19 protein-coding genes are annotated in these 20399 nt (G+C 65.7%); 8 read left to right on the top strand and 11 right to left on the bottom strand.

The annotated features are described in order from the left end of the window. Together glyS and glyQ are read right to left on the bottom strand one after the other, a co-directional pair. Positions 1–2055 (bottom strand): glycine--tRNA ligase subunit beta, encoded by a 2055-nt coding sequence (glyS, locus tag ACWKWX_RS18455; RefSeq protein WP_416421671.1) that lies wholly within the window; start codon positions 2053–2055, stop codon positions 1–3. Then, the gene (gene glyQ / locus ACWKWX_RS18450) at positions 2052–2999 is read right to left on the bottom strand and encodes a glycine--tRNA ligase subunit alpha (protein ID WP_008367129.1); all 948 of its coding nucleotides are present in this window, start codon (positions 2997–2999) and stop codon (positions 2052–2054) included. The genes glyS and glyQ overlap by 4 nt, the downstream gene beginning before the upstream one ends. Positions 3000–3081: 82 nt before the next feature. Between glyQ and ACWKWX_RS18445 the strand changes: the two genes are divergently transcribed. Both ACWKWX_RS18445 and ACWKWX_RS18440 read left to right on the top strand, forming a co-directional pair. Beyond that, positions 3082–3633, top strand: coding sequence for a DNA-3-methyladenine glycosylase I (locus ACWKWX_RS18445; protein WP_416421672.1), 552 nt, complete (start codon positions 3082–3084; stop codon positions 3631–3633). A 38-nt stretch (positions 3634–3671) separates the two neighbouring features. Further along, on the top strand, positions 3672–4559 hold the full coding sequence (locus ACWKWX_RS18440; protein ID WP_473004977.1) for a lysophospholipid acyltransferase: 888 nt from the start codon (positions 3672–3674) through the stop codon (positions 4557–4559). Positions 4560–4712: 153 nt separating this feature from the next. On the opposite strand, the gene ACWKWX_RS18435 is transcribed toward ACWKWX_RS18440, so the two are convergent. The 5 genes from ACWKWX_RS18435 to def are packed head-to-tail and all read right to left on the bottom strand — an operon-like array spanning position 4713 to position 9239. After that, on the bottom strand, positions 4713–5006 hold the full coding sequence (locus ACWKWX_RS18435) for a tetratricopeptide repeat protein (protein WP_416427508.1): 294 nt from the start codon (positions 5004–5006) through the stop codon (positions 4713–4715). Positions 5007–5039: 33 nt separating this feature from the next. Continuing rightward, positions 5040–6413, bottom strand: a complete 1374-nt coding sequence (gene trkA, locus ACWKWX_RS18430; RefSeq protein ID WP_416421674.1) for a Trk system potassium transporter TrkA — start codon at positions 6411–6413, stop codon at positions 5040–5042. A gap of 12 nt (positions 6414–6425) precedes the next feature. Then, positions 6426–7739 (bottom strand): 16S rRNA (cytosine(967)-C(5))-methyltransferase RsmB, encoded by a 1314-nt coding sequence (gene rsmB / locus ACWKWX_RS18425; RefSeq protein WP_483828523.1) that lies wholly within the window; start codon positions 7737–7739, stop codon positions 6426–6428. Further along, positions 7736–8674, bottom strand: a complete 939-nt coding sequence (gene fmt / locus ACWKWX_RS18420; protein ID WP_483828522.1) for a methionyl-tRNA formyltransferase — start codon at positions 8672–8674, stop codon at positions 7736–7738. The genes rsmB and fmt overlap by 4 nt, the downstream gene beginning before the upstream one ends. Before the next feature lie 58 nt (positions 8675–8732). Continuing rightward, the gene (def, locus tag ACWKWX_RS18415) at positions 8733–9239 is read right to left on the bottom strand and encodes a peptide deformylase (protein WP_416421677.1); all 507 of its coding nucleotides are present in this window, start codon (positions 9237–9239) and stop codon (positions 8733–8735) included. A 150-nt stretch (positions 9240–9389) separates the two neighbouring features. Between def and ACWKWX_RS18410 the strand changes: the two genes are divergently transcribed. From ACWKWX_RS18410 to tsaC, 3 genes are all read left to right on the top strand, one after another. Next, a complete protein-coding gene (locus ACWKWX_RS18410) occupies positions 9390–10415 on the top strand; it encodes a LysM peptidoglycan-binding domain-containing protein (RefSeq protein ID WP_416421678.1) in 1026 nt (341 codons plus the stop codon). 90 nt (positions 10416–10505) lie between these two features. Beyond that, positions 10506–11600 (top strand): DNA-processing protein DprA, encoded by a 1095-nt coding sequence (gene dprA / locus ACWKWX_RS18405; RefSeq protein WP_483828521.1) that lies wholly within the window; start codon positions 10506–10508, stop codon positions 11598–11600. A 36-nt stretch (positions 11601–11636) separates the two neighbouring features. Continuing rightward, positions 11637–12191, top strand: coding sequence for an L-threonylcarbamoyladenylate synthase type 1 TsaC (gene tsaC / locus ACWKWX_RS18400; protein ID WP_473004981.1), 555 nt, complete (start codon positions 11637–11639; stop codon positions 12189–12191). A gap of 104 nt (positions 12192–12295) precedes the next feature. On the opposite strand, the gene ACWKWX_RS18395 is transcribed toward tsaC, so the two are convergent. Next, positions 12296–13270 carry an NADPH:quinone reductase gene (locus tag ACWKWX_RS18395; RefSeq protein ID WP_473004982.1) on the bottom strand — a complete coding sequence of 325 codons (975 nt, stop codon included), beginning with the start codon at positions 13268–13270 and terminating at the stop codon, positions 12296–12298. A 166-nt stretch (positions 13271–13436) separates the two neighbouring features. Here ACWKWX_RS18395 and hemF point away from each other — a divergent pair, with 166 nt between their 5' ends. Together hemF and aroE are read left to right on the top strand one after the other, a co-directional pair. After that, positions 13437–14351, top strand: coding sequence for an oxygen-dependent coproporphyrinogen oxidase (hemF, locus tag ACWKWX_RS18390; RefSeq protein WP_416421682.1), 915 nt, complete (start codon positions 13437–13439; stop codon positions 14349–14351). Positions 14352–14405: 54 nt separating this feature from the next. After that, positions 14406–15230 (top strand): shikimate dehydrogenase, encoded by an 825-nt coding sequence (gene aroE, locus ACWKWX_RS18385; protein WP_416421683.1) that lies wholly within the window; start codon positions 14406–14408, stop codon positions 15228–15230. On the opposite strand, the gene ACWKWX_RS18380 is transcribed toward aroE, so the two are convergent. From ACWKWX_RS18380 to betC, 3 genes are all read right to left on the bottom strand, one after another. Then, a complete protein-coding gene (locus ACWKWX_RS18380) occupies positions 15227–16795 on the bottom strand; it encodes a SulP family inorganic anion transporter (protein WP_416421684.1) in 1569 nt (522 codons plus the stop codon). The two genes, aroE and ACWKWX_RS18380, sit on opposite strands and share 4 nt — an antisense overlap. Positions 16796–16891: 96 nt before the next feature. Next, positions 16892–17812: a choline ABC transporter substrate-binding protein gene (choX, locus tag ACWKWX_RS18375; protein ID WP_416421685.1), complete on the bottom strand. Its 921-nt coding sequence runs from the start codon at positions 17810–17812 to the stop codon at positions 16892–16894. Between the two features lie 17 nt (positions 17813–17829). Further along, positions 17830–19350 carry a choline-sulfatase gene (betC, locus tag ACWKWX_RS18370; protein WP_473004985.1) on the bottom strand — a complete coding sequence of 507 codons (1521 nt, stop codon included), beginning with the start codon at positions 19348–19350 and terminating at the stop codon, positions 17830–17832. Positions 19351–19465: 115 nt separating this feature from the next. Between betC and ACWKWX_RS18365 the strand changes: the two genes are divergently transcribed. After that, on the top strand, positions 19466–20380 hold the full coding sequence (locus tag ACWKWX_RS18365) for a choline sulfate utilization transcriptional regulator (protein WP_473004986.1): 915 nt from the start codon (positions 19466–19468) through the stop codon (positions 20378–20380). Positions 20381–20399: the final 19 nt, after the last annotated feature.

The following is a 20399-nucleotide window of genomic DNA, read 5'->3' as shown; positions in this document are numbered from 1 at the left end:
TTACCCCAGCAGCGAAATGTCGGCAACGCCCAGGAACAGCCCACGCAGGCGCGACAGCAAGGCGTAGCGGTTGGCGCGTACCTTGGCGTCTTCGGCGTTGACCATCACGGCTTCGAAGAACGCATCCACCGGTTCGCGCAGGGCGGCCAGGCGGGTGAGCGCTTCGTTGTACTGGCGGGCAGCTGCCATCGGTTGCACGGCCTGGTCGGCCTGCTGGATGGCCGAGTACAGCGAGAACTCGTGGGCGTTGTCGAAGTACTTGGGCTCCACGGTAGTGGCGATCGAGCCTTCGGCCTTGCCCAGCAGGTTCGACACGCGCTTGTTCACCGCGGCCAGGGCAGCGGCTTCCGGCAGCTTGCGGAAGGCCTGCACGGCCTGCACGCGCTGGTCGAAGTCCAGTGCCGAACCTGGGTTCAGGGCACGTACCGACAGGTAGGTGGCGACGTCGGTGCCTTCGTCTTCGTAACGCGCACGGAGGCGGTCGAAGATGAATTCCAGCACCTGGCCAGCCAGGCCGGCAGCCTTGACGTTGGCACCGAACGCAGACACGGCGAAGGCCACGGCCTTGTCCAGGTCCAGGTCCAGCTGCTTCTCGATCAGGATACGCAGCACGCCCAGGGCGGCACGGCGCAGGGCGTACGGGTCCTTGCTGCCGGTAGGCAGCATGCCGATGCCGAAGATGCCCACCAGGGTGTCCAGCTTGTCGGCGATGGCCACGGCGGCACCGGTGAGGGTGCTTGGCAGCTCGGCGCCAGCGCCACGCGGCATGTACTGCTCGTTCAGGGCCAGGGCGACGTCGTCGGGCTCACCGTCGTTCAGGGCGTAGTAGTAACCGGCCACGCCTTGCATTTCGGGGAACTCGCCGACCATCTCGGTGGCCAGGTCGCACTTGGACAGCAGGCCGGCACGGGCGGCGCGCTGGGCGTCGCCGCCGATCAGCGGGGCGATGAAGGCGGCGAGCTTGGAAACGCGCACGGCCTTGTCGTAGACGCTGCCCAGCTGGGCCTGGAACACCACGTTCTGCAGGCGCTCGTTGAAGCTTTCCAGCGGCTGCTTCTTGTCCTGCTTGAAGAAGAACTCGGCGTCGGTCAGGCGTGGGCGCACGACTTTCTCGTTGCCCAGCACGATCTGGCTCGGGTCCTTGCTCTCGACGTTGGCCACGGTGATGAAGCGCGGCAGCAGCTTGCCGTCCACGTCCAGCAGGCAGAAGTACTTCTGGTTGTCCTGCATGGTGGTGATCAGGGCTTCCTGGGGCACTTCCAGGAAACGCTCCTCGAACGAGCACACCAGCGGCACTGGCCATTCGACCAGGGCGGTCACTTCGTCCAGCAGGGCCGGCGGCACGATGGCGGTGCCTTCCTGCTGCATGGCCAGCTCGGCGGTGCGCTTGCTGATCAGTTCACGACGCTCGCCGGCGTCCGCCAGCACGTAGGCCTTGCGCAGGTCTTCGGCGTAGTTGGCCGGGGCGCTGATGCGCACGTTTTCCGGGTGGTGGAAGCGGTGGCCACGCGATTCACGGCCGGCTTTCTGGGCCAGGATGGTGCAATCCACCACCTGGTCGCCCAGCAGCATCACCAGCCACTGGGTCGGGCGCACGAACTCGACCTTGCGGGCACCCCAGCGCATGCGCTTGGGAATCGGCAGGTCGTTGAGCGAGTCTTCGACGATGGTCGGCAGCAGCGAGGCAGTCGGCTTGCCGACGATGCGCTGGCTGAAACGCAGCTTCGGGCCGCTCTGGTCGATTTCGGCCAGGTCAACGCCGCATTTCTTGGCGAAGCCCAGGGCCGCCTGGGTAGGGTTGCCTTCGGCGTCGAAGGCGGCCTGGCGTGGCGGGCCGTCGAGGTTGATGCTGCGGTCAGGCTGCTGGGTGTCCAGGCCGCTGATCAGCACGGCCAGGCGACGCGGCGCGGCGTAGACCTTCTTGGCGGTGAAGTTCAGGCCGGCGGCCTGCAGGCCTTTCTCGATACCGCCCAGGAACGCATCGCCCAGGGTGTTCAGGGCTTTTGGCGGCAGCTCTTCGGTGCCCAGTTCAACCAGGAAATCTTGAGCACTCATTGTGCAGCCTCCAGCTTAGCCAACACTTCATCACGCAGATCAGGGGACGCCATGGGGAAGCCCAGCTTGGCGCGGGCTTGCAGGTAGCTTTGCGCCACGGCGCGGGCCAGGGTGCGCACGCGCAGGATGTACTGCTGGCGGGCGGTGACCGAGATCGCGCGGCGGGCATCGAGCAGGTTGAAGGTGTGCGACGCTTTCAGGACCATTTCGTAGGTCGGCAGCGGCAGCTCCAGCTCGATCAGGCGGTTGGCCTCGCTTTCGTAGAAGTCGAACAGTTCGAACAGCTTCTCGACGTTGGCGTGCTCGAAGTTGTAGGTCGACTGCTCCACTTCGTTCTGGTGGAACACGTCGCCATAGGTAACCTTGCCGAACGGGCCGTCGGTCCACACCAGGTCATAGACCGAGTCCACGCCCTGCAGGTACATGGCCAGGCGTTCCAGGCCGTAGGTGATTTCGCCGGTGACCGGGTAGCACTCGATGCCGCCTACCTGCTGGAAGTAGGTGAACTGGGTGACTTCCATGCCGTTCAGCCAGATTTCCCAGCCCAGGCCCCAGGCGCCCAGGGTCGGCGATTCCCAGTTGTCTTCGACGAAGCGGATATCGTGGACCAGCGGGTCCAGGCCGATGTGCTTCAGCGAGCCCAGGTACAGCTCCTGGAAGTTCTCCGGGTTAGGCTTCAGGACCACCTGGAACTGGTAGTAGTGCTGCAGGCGGTTGGGGTTTTCACCGTAGCGGCCGTCACCAGGACGACGGCTTGGCTGCACGTAGGCAGCGTTCCAGGTTTCCGGGCCGACGGCGCGCAGGAACGTGGCGGTATGGAAAGTGCCGGCGCCTACTTCCATATCGTAGGGCTGAAGCACCACACAACCTTGCTCGGCCCAGTATTGCTGGAGCGCGAGGATCAAGTCTTGGAAGGTACGCACGGCTGGCGTAGGCTGGCTCACGAAATTCACCTGTTTCTAGGGCTGCGAATATAAAGAGCGGGAGTATACCCCGATTCGCCCTGACCTCTACCCATGGAGCCTTATGCCACGCTGCTTTTGGTGCTCGGATGAGCCGATCTACCAGGCTTATCACGACGAAGAATGGGGGGTTGAGCTGCGTGACCCCGGTCGTCTGTTCGAATTGCTGCTGCTGGAAGGCTGCCAGGCCGGCCTGTCGTGGATCACCGTGCTGAAGAAGCGCGAGCACTACCGCCAGGTGATGTTCGGCTTCGACCCGCAGCGGCTGGCACGCATGACCGACGAGGAAGTCGAGGCACGCATGCTCGACCCCGGCATCATCCGCAACCGCCTGAAAATCAAGGCCGCGCGGCAGAACGCCCAGGCCTGGCTGAAACTTGAAGACCCGGTGGCGCTGCTGTGGTCGTTCGTCGGCGGCAAGCCGCGCATCAACCATTTCCCCGACCGCAGCCACATTCCCACGCAGACGCCGGAAGCCGAAGCCATGAGCAAGGCGTTGAAGAAAGCCGGCTTCACCTTCGTCGGGCCGACCATCTGCTACGCCTTCATGCAGGCCTCGGGCATGGTCATGGACCACACCCAGGATTGTGATCGCTACGCCGCTTTGTGCCGCTGACGGTTACAATGGCGCCTTGCTGAAGAAAGGAGTGGGCTGTGGATAAGTTCAAAGGCGCCCTGATGGTCGGGGCCCTGCGGTTGTTTGCGATGTTGCCGTGGCGCGCGGTCGAGGCCGTGGGCTCGGCCATTGGCTGGCTGACCTGGAAGCTGCCGAACCGGTCGCGGGAAATCGTGCGCATCAACCTGGCCAAGTGTTTCCCCGAGCTGGACTCCGCCGCGCGCGAGCGCCTGGTGGGCCAGAGCATGATGGACATCGGCAAGAGCCTGACCGAGAGCGCCTGCGCCTGGATCTGGCCGGCCGAGAAGTCGCTGAAGCTGGTGCGTGAAGTGCAGGGGCTGGAAATCCTCGAGCAGGCCCTGGCCTCGGGCAAGGGCGTGGTCGGCATCACCAGCCACCTGGGCAATTGGGAAGTGCTGAACCACTTCTACTGCATGCAGTGCAAGCCGATCATCTTCTACCGGCCGCCCAAGCTCAAGGCAGTGGACGAACTGCTGCAGAAGCAGCGCGTGCAGTTGGGCAACCGAGTGGCGGCGTCCACCAAGGAAGGCATCCTCAGCGTCATCAAGGAAGTGCGCAAGGGTGGCCAGGTGGGTATTCCGGCCGACCCGGAGCCGGCGGAATCGGCGGGTGTGTTCGTGCCGTTCCTGGGCACCCAGGCGCTGACCAGCAAGTTCGTGCCCAACATGCTCGCCGGCGGCAAGGCCGTGGGGGTGTTCCTGCACGCGCTGCGCCTGCCTGATGGTTCGGGCTTCAAGGTGATCCTGGAAGCAGCGCCTGAAGCGATGTACAGCACTGACACCGAGACCTCGGTGGCGGCGATGAGCGAGGTGATTGCGCGCTATGTGCGGGCGTATCCGAGCCAGTACATGTGGAGCATGAAGCGCTTCAAGAAGCGCCCTGCCGGCGAGGCGCGCTGGTACTGACGATCAGTGGCGACGCGGATTCCCTGTAGCCGCTGCCGAAGGCTGCGCTGGCCCTGAACCACACTGAAGATCTTCAGCGTACTCGGGCGCCAGCGCAGCCTGGCGGCAGCGGCTACAGAGACCGTGGCTTCAGCTGGAGCAGGCAGGTTGTTGCTAAGGCGCCATGCGATCCAGCTTTTTCAGGAACACCGTCATTTCCTTCTCGGCCTGCTTGTCGCCATGGGCCTGCGCCGCAGTAATCCCCTGCTGCCACGCCGCCCGCGCACCGGCCACGTCGCCCTGCCCCTGCAGCGCCTTGCCCAGCAGCTTCCACGCCGCCGAATACTTGGGGTCCTGCGCCACGCAGCGGGCCAGGTGCTCCGCCGCCTTGGCATGTTCGCCCAGGTCCAGGTAACCCTTGCCCAGGCCAAAGCGCAGCAGCGAGTTATCCACACCCTTGGCCAGCATCTTCTCCAGTGATTCGAGCACGCGACAATCCTTCTAGAAGAAACTCAAGCCCACGTGGAACAGCTTCTCCACGTCACGAATGTACTTTTTATCCACAACGAACAGGATCACATGGTCACCCGCCTCGATCACCGTGGTGCCGCGGGCGATGATCACCTGCTCGTCGCGGATGATGGCGCCGATGGTGGTGCCGGACGGCAGCGCGATGTTCTCGATGGCCCGGCCCACCACCTTGCTCGACTTGGCGTCGCCATGGGCCACCGCTTCGATGGCCTCGGCGGCGCCGCGGCGCAGGGAGTGCACGCTGACAATGTCGCCGCGGCGCACGTGGGCCAGCAGCGTGCCGATGGTGGCCAGTTGCGGGCTGATGGCGATGTCGATTTCGCCGCCTTGCACCAGGTCCACGTAGGCCGGGTTGTTGATCAGGGTCATCACCTTGCGCGCGCCCAGGCGCTTGGCCAGCAGCGACGACATGATGTTGGCCTCGTCGTCGTTGGTCAGGGCCAGGAAAATGTCGGCCTGGGCGATGTTTTCCTCCACCATCAGGTCGCGGTCCGAGGCACTGCCCTGCAGGATGACCGTGCTGTTGAGGGTGTCGGACAGGTGCCGGCAGCGCGCCGGGTTCATTTCGATGATCTTTACCTGGTAGCGGCTTTCGATGGCCTCGGCCAGCCGCTCGCCGATCTGCCCGCCGCCGGCGATCACCACGCGCTTGTTGCTCTCGTCCACGCCGCGCAGCTCGCCCATCACCGCGCGAATGTCCTCGCGGGCGGCGATGAAGAACACCTCGTCATCGGCCTCCACCACGGTGTCGCCGCGCGGCAGGATCGCCCGGTCACGGCGGAAGATCGCCGCCACGCGGGTCTCGACGTTGGGCATGTGCTGGCGAATCTGCCGCAGTTGCTGGCCCACCAGCGGGCCGCCGTGGAATGCTTTCACCGCCACCAGCTGCGCCTTGCCGTCGGCGAAGTCGATGACCTGCAGGGCGCCGGGAATCTCGATCAGGCGCTTGATGTAGTGAGTGACCACCTGTTCCGGGCTGATCAGCACGTCCACCGGGATGGCTTCGTTGGCGAACAGCGCGTCGCGGGTCAGGTAGGCCGCGGCACGCACCCGGGCGATCTTGGTGGGGGTGTGGTACAGCGTGTGGGCGACCTGGCAGGCGACCATGTTGGTCTCGTCGCTGTTGGTCACTGCCACCAGCATGTCGGCGTCTTCGGCGCCAGCTTTCAGCAGCACCGTGGGGAACGAGGCGTGGCCCTGCACCGTGCGGATGTCCAGGCGGTCGCCCAGGCTGCGCAGACGCTCGCCGTCGGTGTCCACCACGGTGATGTCGTTGGCCTCGCCCGCCAGGTGCTCGGCCAGGGTGCCGCCGACCTGGCCGGCACCCAGGATGATGATTTTCATCCGCTACTCCTGTCAGCTCGCGCGCTGGGCGGCGATCTTGATCAGCTTGGCATAGTAGAAACCGTCGTGGCCGCCTTCCTGGGCCAGCAGCTGGCGGCCGTGGGGCTGCTTGATGCCGGCCGTGGTGGCCAGGTCCAGCTCGCGGGCGCCAGGGGTACGGGCCAGGAAGGCCTCGATGACCTCGGTGTTTTCCGTGGGCAGCGTCGAGCAGGTGGCGTACAGCAGCACGCCGCCCACTTCCAGCGTTGGCCACAGCGCGTCCAACAGCTCGCCTTGCAGCGTGGCCAGGGCCTGGATGTCGTCGGGCTGGCGGGTGAGCTTGATGTCCGGGTGGCGGCGGATCACGCCGGTGGCCGAGCACGGGGCGTCGAGCAGGATGCGGTTGAAGCTTTGCTTGTCCCACCACTGGGCCGTATCGCGGGCATCGCAGGCGATCAGCTGGGCGTCGAGGCCCAGGCGGTCGAGGTTTTCGCGCACGCGCACCAGGCGCTTGGGTTCGAGGTCGATGGCCACCACGCCTTTCAGCGCAGGCTCGGCTTCCAGCAGGTGGCAAGTCTTGCCACCGGGCGCGCAGCAGGCGTCGAGCACGCGCTGGCCGGGGGCCAGGTCGAGCAGGTCGGCGGCCAGCTGCGCGGCCTCGTCCTGCACGCTGATCCAGCCGTCGGCGAAGCCGGGCAGGTCGCGCACGTCGCAGGCCTGCTCCAGCACGATGCCGTCGCGGCTGAACTGGCAGGCGCTGGCGCTGACTTCGGCCTGCTCGAGCAACTTCAAATAGGCGTCGCGGCTGTGGTGGCGGCGGTTTACCCGCAGAATCATCGGCGGGTGAGCGTTGTTGGCCGCGCAGATGGCTTCCCACTGGTCCGGCCAGAAGGCCTTCAGCGACTTCTGCAGCCAGCGTGGGTGCGCGGTGCGTACCACCGGGTCGCGTTCCATTTCTGCCAGCAGGTCGTTGCCCTCGCGCTGGGCGCGGCGCAGCACGGCGTTGAGCAGGGCCTTGGCCCACGGCTTCTTGAGCTTGTCGGCGCAGCCCACGGTTTCGCCGATGGCGGCGTGGGCCGGCACGCGGCTGTAGAACAGCTGGTACAGGCCCACCAGCATCAGCGCCTCGACGTCGGCGTCGGCAGCCTTAAACGGCTTTTGCAGGAGTTTTTCGGCCAGGGCTGACAGCCGCGGCTGCCAGCGTGCGGTGCCGAAGGCCAGGTCCTGGGTGAAGCCGCGGTCGCGGGCTTCCACCTTGTCCAGTTGTAGCGGCAGCGAGCTGTTCAGCGAGGCCTTGCCGCTGAGGACGGCGGCCAGGGCGCGGGCGGCGGCGAGACGCGGGTTCATTGGCCCAGCACCGCGCCGACGGCGAATTTCTCGCGGCGGCTGTTGAACAGGTCACTGAAGTTCAGCGGCTTGCCGCCGGGGAACTGCAGGCGGGTCAGGCACAGGGCCTGGTCGCCGCAGGCCACCACCAGGCCGTCCTTGCTGGCGCCCAGGATGGTGCCGGGCGCGCCCTGCTCCGGGCTGACCTGCGCGGCCAGCACCTTCACGGCTTCGCCGTTCAGGGTGCTGTGGCAGATGGGCCACGGGAAGAAGGCGCGCACCAGGCGCTCCAGCACTTCGGCCGGTTGGCTCCAGTCGATGCGCGCCTCGTCCTTGTTCAGCTTGTGGGCGTAGGTGGCCAGGGCGTCGTCCTGCACCTCGCCTTGCAGCGTGCCGGCGGCCAGGCCGGCGATGGCTTCGATCACCGCCGGTGGGCCCATCTGCGCCAGGCGGTCGTGCAGGCTGCCGCCGGTGTCGTCGGCGCTGATCGGGGTGCTGACCTTGAGCAGCATCGGCCCGGTGTCGAGGCCCGCTTCCATGCGCATCACGGTCACGCCGCTTGCGGCGTCGCCAGCCTGCACCGCACGCTGGATTGGCGCGGCACCGCGCCAGCGTGGCAGCAGCGAGGCGTGGCTGTTGATGCAGCCCAGGCGCGGGATATCCAGCACCACCTGCGGTAGGATCAGGCCGTAGGCCACCACCACCATCAGGTCGGGCTTGAGCGCGGCCAGTTCGGCCTGGGCGTCTTCGTTGCGCAGGGTGGGCGGTTGCAGCACGGGGATGCCGTGCTCCAGCGCCAGCTGTTTCACAGGGCTGGGCATCAGTTTCTGGCCACGGCCGGCCGGGCGGTCCGGTTGGGTGTACACGGCGACCACTTCATAAGGGCTGGCCAGCAGGGCCTTGAGGTGTTCGGCGGCAAATTCGGGCGTGCCCGCGAAAACGATGCGCATGCTCATGGATTACTCGCTGGAAAAGAAAAAGGCTTGCCGTGGCAAGCCTTTGGAATGTGAGGGGTCAAGCTTGCTGGCGGTGGGCTTTTTCCAGCTTCTTCTTGATCCGGTCACGCTTGAGCGTAGACAGGTAATCGACGAAGAGCTTGCCGTTGAGGTGGTCGCACTCGTGCTGGATGCACACGGCCAGCAGGCCTTCGGCGATCAGCTCGTAGGCCTTGCCGTCACGGTCCAGGGCCTTGATCTTGACGCGTTGGGGGCGGTCTACGTTTTCGTAGAAGCCGGGCACCGACAGGCAGCCTTCCTGGTATTGGCCCATTTCGTCGGTCAGGGACTCGAACTCGGGGTTGATGAACACCATGGGGGCGCTGCGATCTTCGCTCAGGTCCATGACCACCACGCGCTTGTGCACGTTGACCTGGGTGGCCGCCAGCCCGATGCCAGGCGCTTCGTACATGGTTTCAAACATGTCATCGACCAACTGGCGAACTTCGTCATCCACCACGGCCACGGGCTTGGCGATGGTACGCAGACGCGAGTCTGGAAATTCGAGGATGTTTAAAATAGCCATATGCGTATTTGCTGCACTGTGAGGTAAAGTCAAAGGTAGCAGCCGCGCAAGGTGCTTGGGGGCGGTCTGCCTGTCAAACGTTCTCCCAGGGAGAGAAGGGCCGCGTGGGCTGCGTTTCACGTGAACGTACATAATAAAGGGATTCACGGCATGAGGAAATCACTACTCGCCCTGCTGCTCATGGCGTGCGCCGGCCTGGCCAACGCCGATGTGCAGCTCAAGGACGGTTATCCACAGCGCTACACTGTGGTTCAGGGCGACACACTTTGGGACATTTCCGCCAAATTCCTGCGCCAGCCGTGGCAGTGGCCGCAGATCTGGCACGCCAACCCGCAAATCGCCAACCCTGACTTGATCTACCCCGGCGACTCGCTGGTGCTGAGCTACGTCAACGGCCAGCCGCAGCTGATGCTGGAGCGCGGTGCGTCGCGCGGCACCATCAAGCTGTCGCCGCACATCCGCAGCACGCCGGTGGCCGAGGCCATCCCGAGCATCCCGCTGCAGTCGATCAACGCCTTCCTGCTCAGCAACCGCATCCTCGACAGCAGCGAGGCGTTCGACAGCGCGCCCTACATCGTCGCTGGCCAGGGCGAGCGGGTGGTCAGCGGCATGGGCGACCGTATCTATGCGCGCGGCAGCTTCGACCCGGCCCATGCCTCCTACGGTATTTTTCGCAAGGGCAAGGTCTACACCGACCCGGTCACCCACGAGCAGCTGGGCGTGAACGCCGACAATATGGGCGGCGGCGAAGTAGTAGCTACCGAGGGCGACATCGCCACCATCAACCTGCAGCGCTCCAGCGAGGAAGTGCGCCTGGGCGACCGCCTGTTCGTCAGCGAGGAGCGGCCGGTGAACTCCACCTTCCTGCCCAGCGCGCCGAGCCGGCAGATCAGCGGCACCATCGTGGATGTGCCACGGGGTGTTACACAGATCGGCAAGTACGACGTGGTCACCCTGGACCGTGGCAACCGCGACGGGCTCAAGGAGGGCAACGTCCTGGCCATCTACAAGACCGGTGAAACCGTACGCGATCGGGTGACCGGCGAGCAGGTGAAAATACCCGACGAGCGGGCCGGCCTGCTGATGGTGTTCCGCACTTATGAAAAGCTCAGCTATGGTTTAGTGCTCAACGCCAATCGCTCCCTGGCAGTGATGGACAAGGTGAAAAATCCCTAGCCCGTCGGGAAAGTTGTCAAACAGTTACCAACAGAGTTATCCACAGCTTTTGCCTGCCGCTGTACAGGGGCCTGAATCAAGGATGATCAGATGCCGCTCTTTGCCAACGATGCACTTCCCATGGATGAGCTGGAGGCGCGGTTGCGCCTCCATCGTTTGACCGACACCGGGCCAAAACGCTTCCACCAGTTGTTCGAAGCCTTCGGTTCTGCAGCCGAGGCGCTGCGGGCGCCGCAATCGGCCTGGCGCGCGATGGGCATGACCGCGGCCGCCTGCGAGGCCCGCGACAGCCCTGCGGTAAAAGCCGGCGGCAAGGCCGCAATGGCCTGGCTAGAGCGTCCGGGCCAGCATTTGCTGATGTTTGACGACCCTGGCTACCCTGCCCTGCTGGCCGAAACCAGCGGCGCACCGCCGCTGCTGTTCGTTGCCGGCGACCCCGCCATCCTGGAAAAACCGCAGCTGGCCATCGTCGGCAGCCGCCGTGCATCGCGCCCTGGCCTGGACACCGCCGCGGCCTTCTCGCGCAGCCTGGCCAAGGCCGGTTTCGTCATCACCAGTGGCCTCGCCGCCGGCGTGGACGGTGCCGCTCACCAGGCCGCCCTGGACGTCGGCGGCCAGACAATCGGCGTGTTGGGCACAGGTATCGAAAAACTTTATCCACAGCGGCACAAGGCACTCGCGGCGCGGATGGCTGCCGAGGGCAGCGCGGTGGTTTCCGAGTTCCCACTGGACGCCGAGCCCATCCCCGCCAACTTCCCGCGGCGCAACCGCATCATCAGCGGCTTGTCCCTGGGCGTGCTGGTGGTGGAGGCCAGCCTGGCCAGTGGCTCGCTGATTACCGCGCGCCTGGCCAACGAACAGGGCCGCGAGGTGTACGCCATCCCCGGCTCCATCCACCACCCGGGCGCCAAGGGCTGCCACCAGTTGATTCGCGATGGCGCGCAACTGGTGGAGACCGTGGAACACATTCTCGAGCCGCTGCGCGGCTGGCAGCGGGTGACACTGCCGGCGCCAATGGTGGACCACCCGCTGCTGGCGCTGCTGCACGCAGCGCCGCAAAGCAGCGAGGCGCTTATGCGTTCCAGCGACTGGCCGCTGCCCAAGCTGCTGGAGGCGCTCACCGAGCTGGAGCTTGAGGGGCGCGTGGTCAACGAGGCCGGGCGTTGGTTTGCGCGCTCCAGCTAAGTACACTGCTCACAGCATTCAAGCGGAGTAACAGTGATGGTGAGCAGTTGGCGTGTGCAACAAGCCGCGCGTGATGTGAAGGCAGGCGCGGTGATTGCCTATCCAACCGAAGCGGTTTGGGGTCTGGGCTGTAACCCGTGGGACGCGGAAGCGGTCTATCGGTTGCTGGCGATCAAGTCACGGCCTGTGGATAAAGGCCTGATCCTGGTGGCGGACAACATCCGCCAGTTCGATTTCCTCTTCGAGGATTTTCCCGAGATCTGGCTGGACCGCATGGCCAGCACCTGGCCGGGCCCCAACACCTGGCTGGTGCCGCACCAAGGCCTGCTGCCCGAGTGGATCACCGGCAAGCACAACAGCGTGGCGATTCGTGTCAGCGACCACCCGCTGGTGCGTGAGCTGTGTTCGCTGGTGGGGCCGATCGTGTCGACCTCCGCCAACCCGACCGGGCGGCCGCCAGCCATGAACCGCCTGCGCATCGAACAGTATTTCCGTGGCCAGGTGGACCTGGTGCTGAACGGTGAACTGGGCGGGCGCAAGAACCCCAGCGTGATCCGCGACTTGGTGACCGGCGACGTGATTCGCCCGTAACGCTGGCCGTAAACACCCCGTCGTAGCAGCGGCCGCAGGCCGCGTCAGGCACCAACGCGGTGCCTGGGACGCGGCCTGCGGCCGCTGCTACGGTGCGTGTGGGGTTACGGCAGCAGAATGGTCGAACCCATGGTGCGCCGTGCAGACAGCTCGGTCTGCGCCTTCGCCGCTTCGGCCAACGGGTAACGCTGGCTGATCTCCACGTCCAGCTTGCCGCTGGTGATCATCCCGAACAGCTCGTCGGCCATGGCCTGCAGGGTGCTGGCGGTGGCGTAGGTGCCCAGGGTGGGACGGGTCACGTACAGCGAGCCCTTGGACGCCAGGATACCCAGGTTGACGCCGCTGACCGCGCCCGAGGCGTTGCCGAAGCTGACCACCAGGCCGCGCGGTTCCACGCAGTCCAGCGAGGTTTCCCAGGTGTCCTTGCCGACGCCGTCGTACACCACCTGGCATTTCTTGCCATCGGTCAGCTCAAGCACGCGTTTGGTCACGTCTTCGCGACTGTAGTCGATGGTTTCCCAGGCGCCCAGGGCCTTGGCCCGCGCTGCTTTTTCCGGCGAGCTGACGGTGCCGATCAGCCGGGCGCCGATGGCTTTGGCCCACTGGCAGGCCAGGGAGCCGACACCGCCGGCGGCGGCGTGGAACAGAATGGTTTCGTCGCGTTTCAGTTCGTAGGTCTGGCGGAACAGGTACTGCACGGTCAGGCCCTTGAGCATCACCGCGGCGGCCTGTTCGAAGCTGATGGCCTCCGGCAGCTTCACCAGCACGGCGGCCGGCAGGGTGTGCACTTCGCTATAAGCGCCCAGCGGGCCGCCGGCGTAGGCCACGCGGTCGCCGACCTTCACCGAGGTCACTTCGCTGCCCACCGCCTCTACCACGCCCGCGCCTTCGGTGCCCTGCCCCGACGGCAGGGACGGCGCCGGGTACAGGCCGCTGCGGTAGTAGGTGTCGATGTAGTTCAGGCCGATGGCCTTGTTGCGTACCCGAACTTCCTGCGGGCCCGGCTCGGCTGGCTGGAAGTCGACGAATTCGAGGACTTCCGGACCACCGTTAGTGCTGAACTGAATACGTTTGGCCATCTGCAATCTCCTGAAACAGGCATGGAAAGCCCCTATCGGACGCCTTTGTAACCGCGCCGTCAACCGCTCAAAGTGGGCCGCGGGTGCTATGCTACGCGCCGAATTTGCTCTCGGGCGGCGGTAATCCCCAGCGCTGCCCGGCCTTTGCCCGTTACAAGGTGATGCCATGACTACCCGCACCGAAGCCGTAAAAGCCTACCTGCTCGACCTGCAAGAGCGGATCTGCAGCGCCCTTGAAACTGAAGACGGTGGCGCCCGTTTTGTCGAGGACGCGTGGAACCGCGCCGCCGGTGGCGGCGGCCGCACCCGGGTGATCGAGAACGGCACGGTGATCGAGAAAGGCGGGGTCAACTTCTCCCACGTCTTTGGCAGCGGCCTGCCGCCGTCGGCCAGCGCCCACCGCCCGGAACTGGCGGGCCGTGGCTTCGAAGCCCTGGGCGTGTCGCTGGTGATCCACCCGCACAACCCCCACGTGCCTACGTCCCACGCCAACGTGCGCTTCTTCATTGCCGAGAAGGAAGGTGAAGAAGCGGTGTGGTGGTTCGGTGGCGGCTTCGACCTGACGCCCTACTACGCCAACGAAGACGACTGCATTCACTGGCACCGCGTGGCCGAGCGCGCCTGCGCGCCGTTTGGCGAAGACGTGTACCCGCGCTACAAGGCCTGGTGCGACCGCTATTTCCACATCAAGCACCGCAACGAACCGCGCGGCGTGGGCGGCCTGTTCTTCGACGACTTGAACGAATGGGACTTCGACACCAGCTTCGCCTTCATGCGCGCCATCGGCGACGCCTACCTGGAGGCGTACCTGCCCATCGTGCAGCGCCGCAAGGCCATGGCCTACACCCAGCAGCAGCGCGAATTCCAGGAATTCCGCCGCGGCCGCTACGTGGAGTTCAACCTGGTGTACGACCGTGGGACCCTGTTCGGCCTGCAGTCGGGCGGCCGCACCGAGTCGATCCTGATGTCGCTGCCGCCGCAAGTGCGCTGGGGCTACGATTGGAAGGCGGCGCCGGGCAGCGAAGAAGCGCGCCTGACCGACTACTTCCTCACCGACCGCGACTGGCTCGGCCAGGCCTGACGGCCGCTGTGGATAACCTATTATTTGCCTGCCCTTGAATTAGGAACTGCCTGCATGGACCGTTACGTCGTCTTCGGTAACCCGATTGGCCACAGCAAGTCGCCCGCCATCCACCGCCTGTTCGCCGAGCAGACCGGCCAGGCCATGGAATACGGCGCGCGGCTGGCGCCGCTGGATGACTTTGCCGGCAACGCCCTGGAGTTTTTCCAGGACGGCCTGGGCGCCAACGTGACGCTGCCGTTCAAGGAAGATGCCTTCCGCCTGTGCAGCGTGCTCACCCCCCGCGCCCAGCGCGCCGGCGCGGTGAACATGCTCACGCGCCTGCCCGACGGCACTCTGCGCGGCGACAACACCGACGGCGTGGGCCTGGTGCGCGACCTGCTGAACAACGCCGGCGTCACCCTCAAGGGCAAGCGCATTTTGCTGCTGGGCGCCGGTGGCGCGGTGCGCGGCGTGGTGGAATCGCTGCTGGAACAGCAGCCGGTGTCGCTGGTCATCGCCAACCGCACCGTGGACAAGGCCGAGCTGCTGGCGCAGATCTTTGCCGGCCTGGGCCCGGTGGCCGCCAGCGGTTTCGACTGGCTGGAAGAGCCGGTGGACGTGATCATCAACGCCACCTCGGCGAGCCTTGCCGGTGACCTGCCGCCGATCAAGAGCAGCCTGATCCAGCCGGGCGTCACCGTGTGCTACGACATGATGTACGGCAAAGAGCCCACGCCGTTCTGCCGCTGGGCCGCCGAGCACGGCGCCGCCCAGGCCCTGGATGGCTTCGGCATGCTGGTGGAACAGGCTGCCGAGGCCTTCACCTACTGGCGCGGCGTGACCCCCGATTCGAAGACCGTGATGGCCACCCTGCGCCAGGAAATGGCCGCCGGCTAACCTTCGAACTGGATGGGGCAGTTGGCCGCCCCTTCCAGCTTGTGCAGTTCCTCGATCACCTGCGCCCGTGCGTGGCGCAGGGTCAGGCTGCGGGCCTGGGCGCGCAGCCGCCGTGCTTCCTGGTGCAGCATCTCCACCCCCGAATAATCGATGAAGTTGATCTGTTGCGCGTCGATCACCACGCGCTGGCCCTGCGCGCGCTGCAGCCGCACCTGCAGGTAATGGCTGGCGCCGAAGAAGATCGAACCGCCTACGCGCAGCACCTCCTCGTCGCCGTCACGCCACTGCTGCACCCGCGGTTGCGAGGTGCGCTTGAGGTAGAAGAACAGCGACGCCAGCACCCCGGCGTAGATGGCCGTCTGCAGCTCCAGCAGCAGGGTCGCCAGGCACGTCAGCGCCATCACCACGAACTCCGAGCGGCTGACCCGGAACAGCGCGCGAATGCCGCGGTGGTCCACCAGCCCCCAGCTGATCAGCAGGATGCTGCCGGCCATGGCGGCAATGGGAATCTGCGCGATCAGCTGCGCGCCGGTGACCGCGAACAGCGCCACCCACAGGGCCGAGAACACCCCCGCCAACGGCGAGCAGGCGCCGGCCTCATAGCTGAGCCCGGAGCGGGTGAACGAGCCCGCCGACAGCGATCCGGAGAAGAATGCACCGATTACGTTCGACAGGCCCTGAGCGCGAACTTCCTGGTTGGCGTCGAGCAACTGCTGCGAACGTGTGGCAATCGAGCGGGCAATCGACAGGCTGGTCACCAGCCCCAGCATGCCCACGGCCACGGCGCTGGGCAGCAGCCGCAGCACCAGCGCCGGGTCCGTGGGCAGCGGGCTGAACGGCGGCAACTGGCCGACGAACTCGCTGACCCGGCGCACGTGGCCGAACATCCCCGGCCACAGCCACGCCAGCAGGCTGCCGCTGACCAAGGCAATCAGCAGCGTCGGCCAGCGCGGCACCAGCGCCTTCAGCACCAGGCCCAGCACCAGGGTGAACAACCCCAGCAGCAGCGACGGCTGGTCCACTTCGGCCAAGTGCTGAAACAGGTTGCCGAGGCTGGCCAGCGCCGTGGCCTGGCTGCTCAGCTCCATGCCCAGCAGGCTTGGCAGCTGGCCGATGGCAATGACAATGGCGGCGCCGAGGGTGAAGCCCAGCACCACCGAATGGGAGACAAAATTCACCAGCGCGCCGAAGCGCAGCATGCCCAGCAGCCACTGGAAAATGCCGGCGAGGAAGGTCAGCAGCAGGATCAGCGTCACGTAGTCCTGGGTGGCCGGCACCGCCAGTGGGCTGACGCTGGCGTACAGCACGATGGAAATGGCCGCCGTGGGCCCGCAGATCAGGTGCCACGACGAGCCCCACAGGCAGGCGATCAGCACCGGGATGATGGCTGCGTACAGGCCGTATTCCGGCGGCAGGCCGGCGATCAGCGCGTAGGCGATGGACTGCGGCAACGCCAGGATCGCGCCGCTCAAGCCCACCACCAGGTCACGGCTGACGCTGGCGCGGGTCTGGCGTGGGAGCCAGGCCAGGAAGGGCAGGATTTTTTCCAGTCGGGTACCGCGCATGAGGCTCTCTGTTTGCTGGTCTTTCCCGTGGGAGCTGGCTTGCCAGCGAGCTTTTCAGGGGGCAAGAAACTCGCTGGCAAGCCAGCTCCCACAGGGTTAAAGCTTGGCTTTCACGGCGGGCAGCGCGTCCTGCCCGTCCACGGTCTTCACGCCGTCCAGCCACTTGTCCAGCACCGTGGGGTTGGCCTTGATCCACTTCTTCGCCGCGTCCGGGTAGCTGGCCTTGGTCTTCACCACGTCGGCCATGATGCTGTTCTCCATGTCCTGGGTAAAGGTCAGATTGCCCAGCAGCTTGGCGACGTTCGGGCACGCCTGTGCATAACTCTTGCGGGTCAGGGTGTAGACGCTGCCGCTGGCGCCGAAGTATGCCTCGCCGCCGCTCAGGTAGTGCATCTTGATCTCGACGTTCATCGGGTGCGGGGTCCAGCCCAGGAACACAATGAAGCGCTGTTTATCCACAGCCCGGCGCACTTCCGACAACATCGCCTGCTCGCTGGATTCCACCAGTTTCCATTGGCCCAGGTCGAATTCGTTTTTCTTGATGATCTGCTGGATCGACAGGTTCGCCGGCGCGCCGGAGCCGATGCCGTAGATCTTGCCGCCGAACTTGTCGGCGTATTTGTTCAGGTCGGCGAAGCTGTGCACGCCGGCGTCCCACACGTAGTCCGGCACCGCCAGGGTGAACTCGGTGCCTTCCAGGTTCTTGGCGTACTGGGTGACGTCGCCGGTGGCCACGAACTTGTCGTAGAAACCCTGTTGCGCCGGCATCCAGTTGCCGAGGAAGACATCCACCTTGCCGTCTTTCAGGCCGCCGTAGGCAATGGGTACCGCCAGGCTGTCGACCTTGGCCTTGTAGCCCATGCCGTCCAGCAGCAGGCCGGTGATGGCGTTGGTGGAGGCGATGTCGCTCCAGCCAGGGTCGGCCATCTGCACCGTGCTGCAGCTTTGCTCATCGGCCAGTGCCTGCAGGCTGGCCACGGCCAGCAACGCGGATACCACCACTGTGGATAACTTCATCGGCTTCCCCTCATCGATTATTGATCTTGGCAGGGTTGTGGATAACGGGCCTTGCGCTCCAGGTCATCGAGGTCGATGTGGTTGCGCATGTACTGCTGGCTGGCGTCCACCCACGGCTGGTGATCCCAGCTCTTCAGCGTGCCCAGGCTCAGGGCCTGGGCCACCAGGCGGCGCCGGCGCTGGCTGGCCAGCACCTGTTGGCGTATGGCCGCCACGTCCCACTTGGCGCGCGCCTCAGCCAGCAGCGCGGCGAACAGCGTCGCGTGTTGCGGCGATTGGCTCAGGTCCTCGCGTTCGTGCGGGTCATGGCGCACGTCGAAGAGTAGGCAAGGGTCGTCCTCGCTGTAGATAAATTTGTGCTCGCTGCGGCGAATCATCATCAGCGGGCCCACCGTGCCTTCGGCCATGTACTCGCCGAACACCTCGTCGTGGCCGCCCTGCCCTTGCAGGTGGCCCACCAGCGAGCGGCCGTCCAGCGGCAAGCGCGGGTCGACTTCACCGCCGGCCAGTTCCACCAGGGTCGGCAGCAAGTCGGCGGTGGAGACTGCCGCGCTCACCCGCCCGGCCTGGAACTGCCCCGGTGCACAGACCAGCAGCGGCACCCGCGCCGACATCTCGAACCAGTGCATCTTGTACCAGAGCCCGCGCTCGCCGAGCATGTCGCCGTGGTCGCCGGAGAAGACGATGATGGTGTCCTCCGCCAGGCCGGTTTCCTCCAGCGTCTGCAGCAGCTTGCCGACGTTGCTGTCGATGTAGCTGCAGGCGCCGAAATAGGCGCGGCGGGCGTCGCGAATCTTGTCCACAGGCAGCGGCTTGTCCCACAGGTCGTACACCTTGAGCAGGCGCTGGGAGTGCGGGTCCAACTCATGCTGCCCAGGCACATTGGCCGGCAGCGGGATGTCCTCGTCGCGGTACAGGTCCCAGAAGCGCTTGGGAATGGTGTAGGGGTCGTGGGGGTGGGTCATGGATACGGTCAGGCAGAACGGCTGGCTGCCGTCCTCGCGCACGTGGTCGAACAGATATTGCTGGGCCTTGAACACCACCTCTTCATCGAAATCCAGCTGGTTGGTGCGCACGCATGGCCCGGCCTGCAGCACCGAGGACATGTTGTGGTACCAGCTGGGGCGCACGTCGGGTTCATCCCAGTTCACTGCCCAGCCGTAGTCGGCGGGGTAGATGTCGCTGGTCAGGCGCTCTTCATAGCCATGCAGCTGGTCCGGGCCGCAGAAATGCATCTTCCCCGATAACGCGGTGCGGTAGCCCAGGCGCCGCAGGTAGTGGGCATAGGTGGGCACGTCGGCGGGGAAATCGGCGGCGTTGTCGTAGGCGCCGATCTTGCTGGGCAACTGGCCGCTCACCAGGGTGAAGCGCGACGGCGCGCACAGCGGGCTGTTGCAGTAGGCGGCGTCGAACACCACGCCGCTGGCGGCCAGGCGGCTCAGGTGGGGCAGCTTGATCGGCGAGTTCTGGGCATAGAAGGGCAACAGCGGCGCGGCCATCTGATCGGCCATGATGAAGAGAATGTTCTTGCGCTTCATGGGTAGGCGGCATTCCATAGTGTTGAATTATGCGAAAGTGCTTCCAACCGAGCATGCGACCTTGCTGCCATGCGGTAAAGCCCACGTCAGGCAATGCCTAGGATAAGCCCAGCTAATGTTTGATAGCCTCGCCGACCTGTCCCTCGACCTGCTGCGCGCCTTCGAATGCGCCGCCCGCCAGCGCAGCTTCACCGCCGCCGCGGCCGAACTGGGCACCACCCAGCCCGCCGTCAGCCAGCAGATCAAGCGCCTGGAAGAACAACTGGCCACGCGCCTGTTCGACCGCATCTACCGCGGCATCGAACTCACCGACGCTGGCCGCAGCCTATTCGATGCGGTGCAGGCCGGCTTCGGCCAGATCGACGAAGCCCTGGCCGCCCTCACCGCCCAGCCCCAGCACGAGGTGCTGCAGGTGGCCACCGACTTCGCCTTCGCCGCCTACTGGCTGATGCCACGCCTGCACCGCTTCCACCAGGCCCACCCCCATGTCGATGTCAGCCTGGTGACCAGCGAACGCAGCCACGCCATGCTGCGCAGCGACATCGACGTAGCCGTGCTGTTCGGCGACGGCCGCTTCAAACAGGGCGACAGCCACTGGCTGTTCGCCGAAGAAGTCTTCCCCGTGTGCAGCCCGCGCCTGCTTGAAAAGCAAACCACCCCCCTGCCCGCCCAAGCCCTGCTCGACCTGCCGCTGCTGCACCTGCGCGGCGAAAGCACCACCCACTGGTTCAACTGGACCACCCTGTTCCGCCACCTGCACATCCCCAGCGCCCCAGCCCCGGGCCAACTGCGCTTCGACAACTACACCCTGCTGATCCAGGCCGCCATCGCCGGCCAGGGCGTGGCCATCGGCTGGCGCCACCTGGTGGACGCGTTGATCGAACAGGGCCTGCTGTGCCGGCCCATCGCTGCAACGGCCAGTTCGGCGCTGGGGTATTACGTGGTGGTGCCGCAACGGAAACGGCGGGGGGAGATGGTGGGGCGGTTTGTGGAGTGGTTGATGGCTGAGCAGGCTCAAGGCACTAACTGATAATCTTCGGTTATCCACA

The organism is Pseudomonas imperatae (assembly GCF_057128625.1).
Note: the sequence above shows the minus strand (reverse complement) of the source record. Positions and strands in the feature narration are given on the sequence as shown.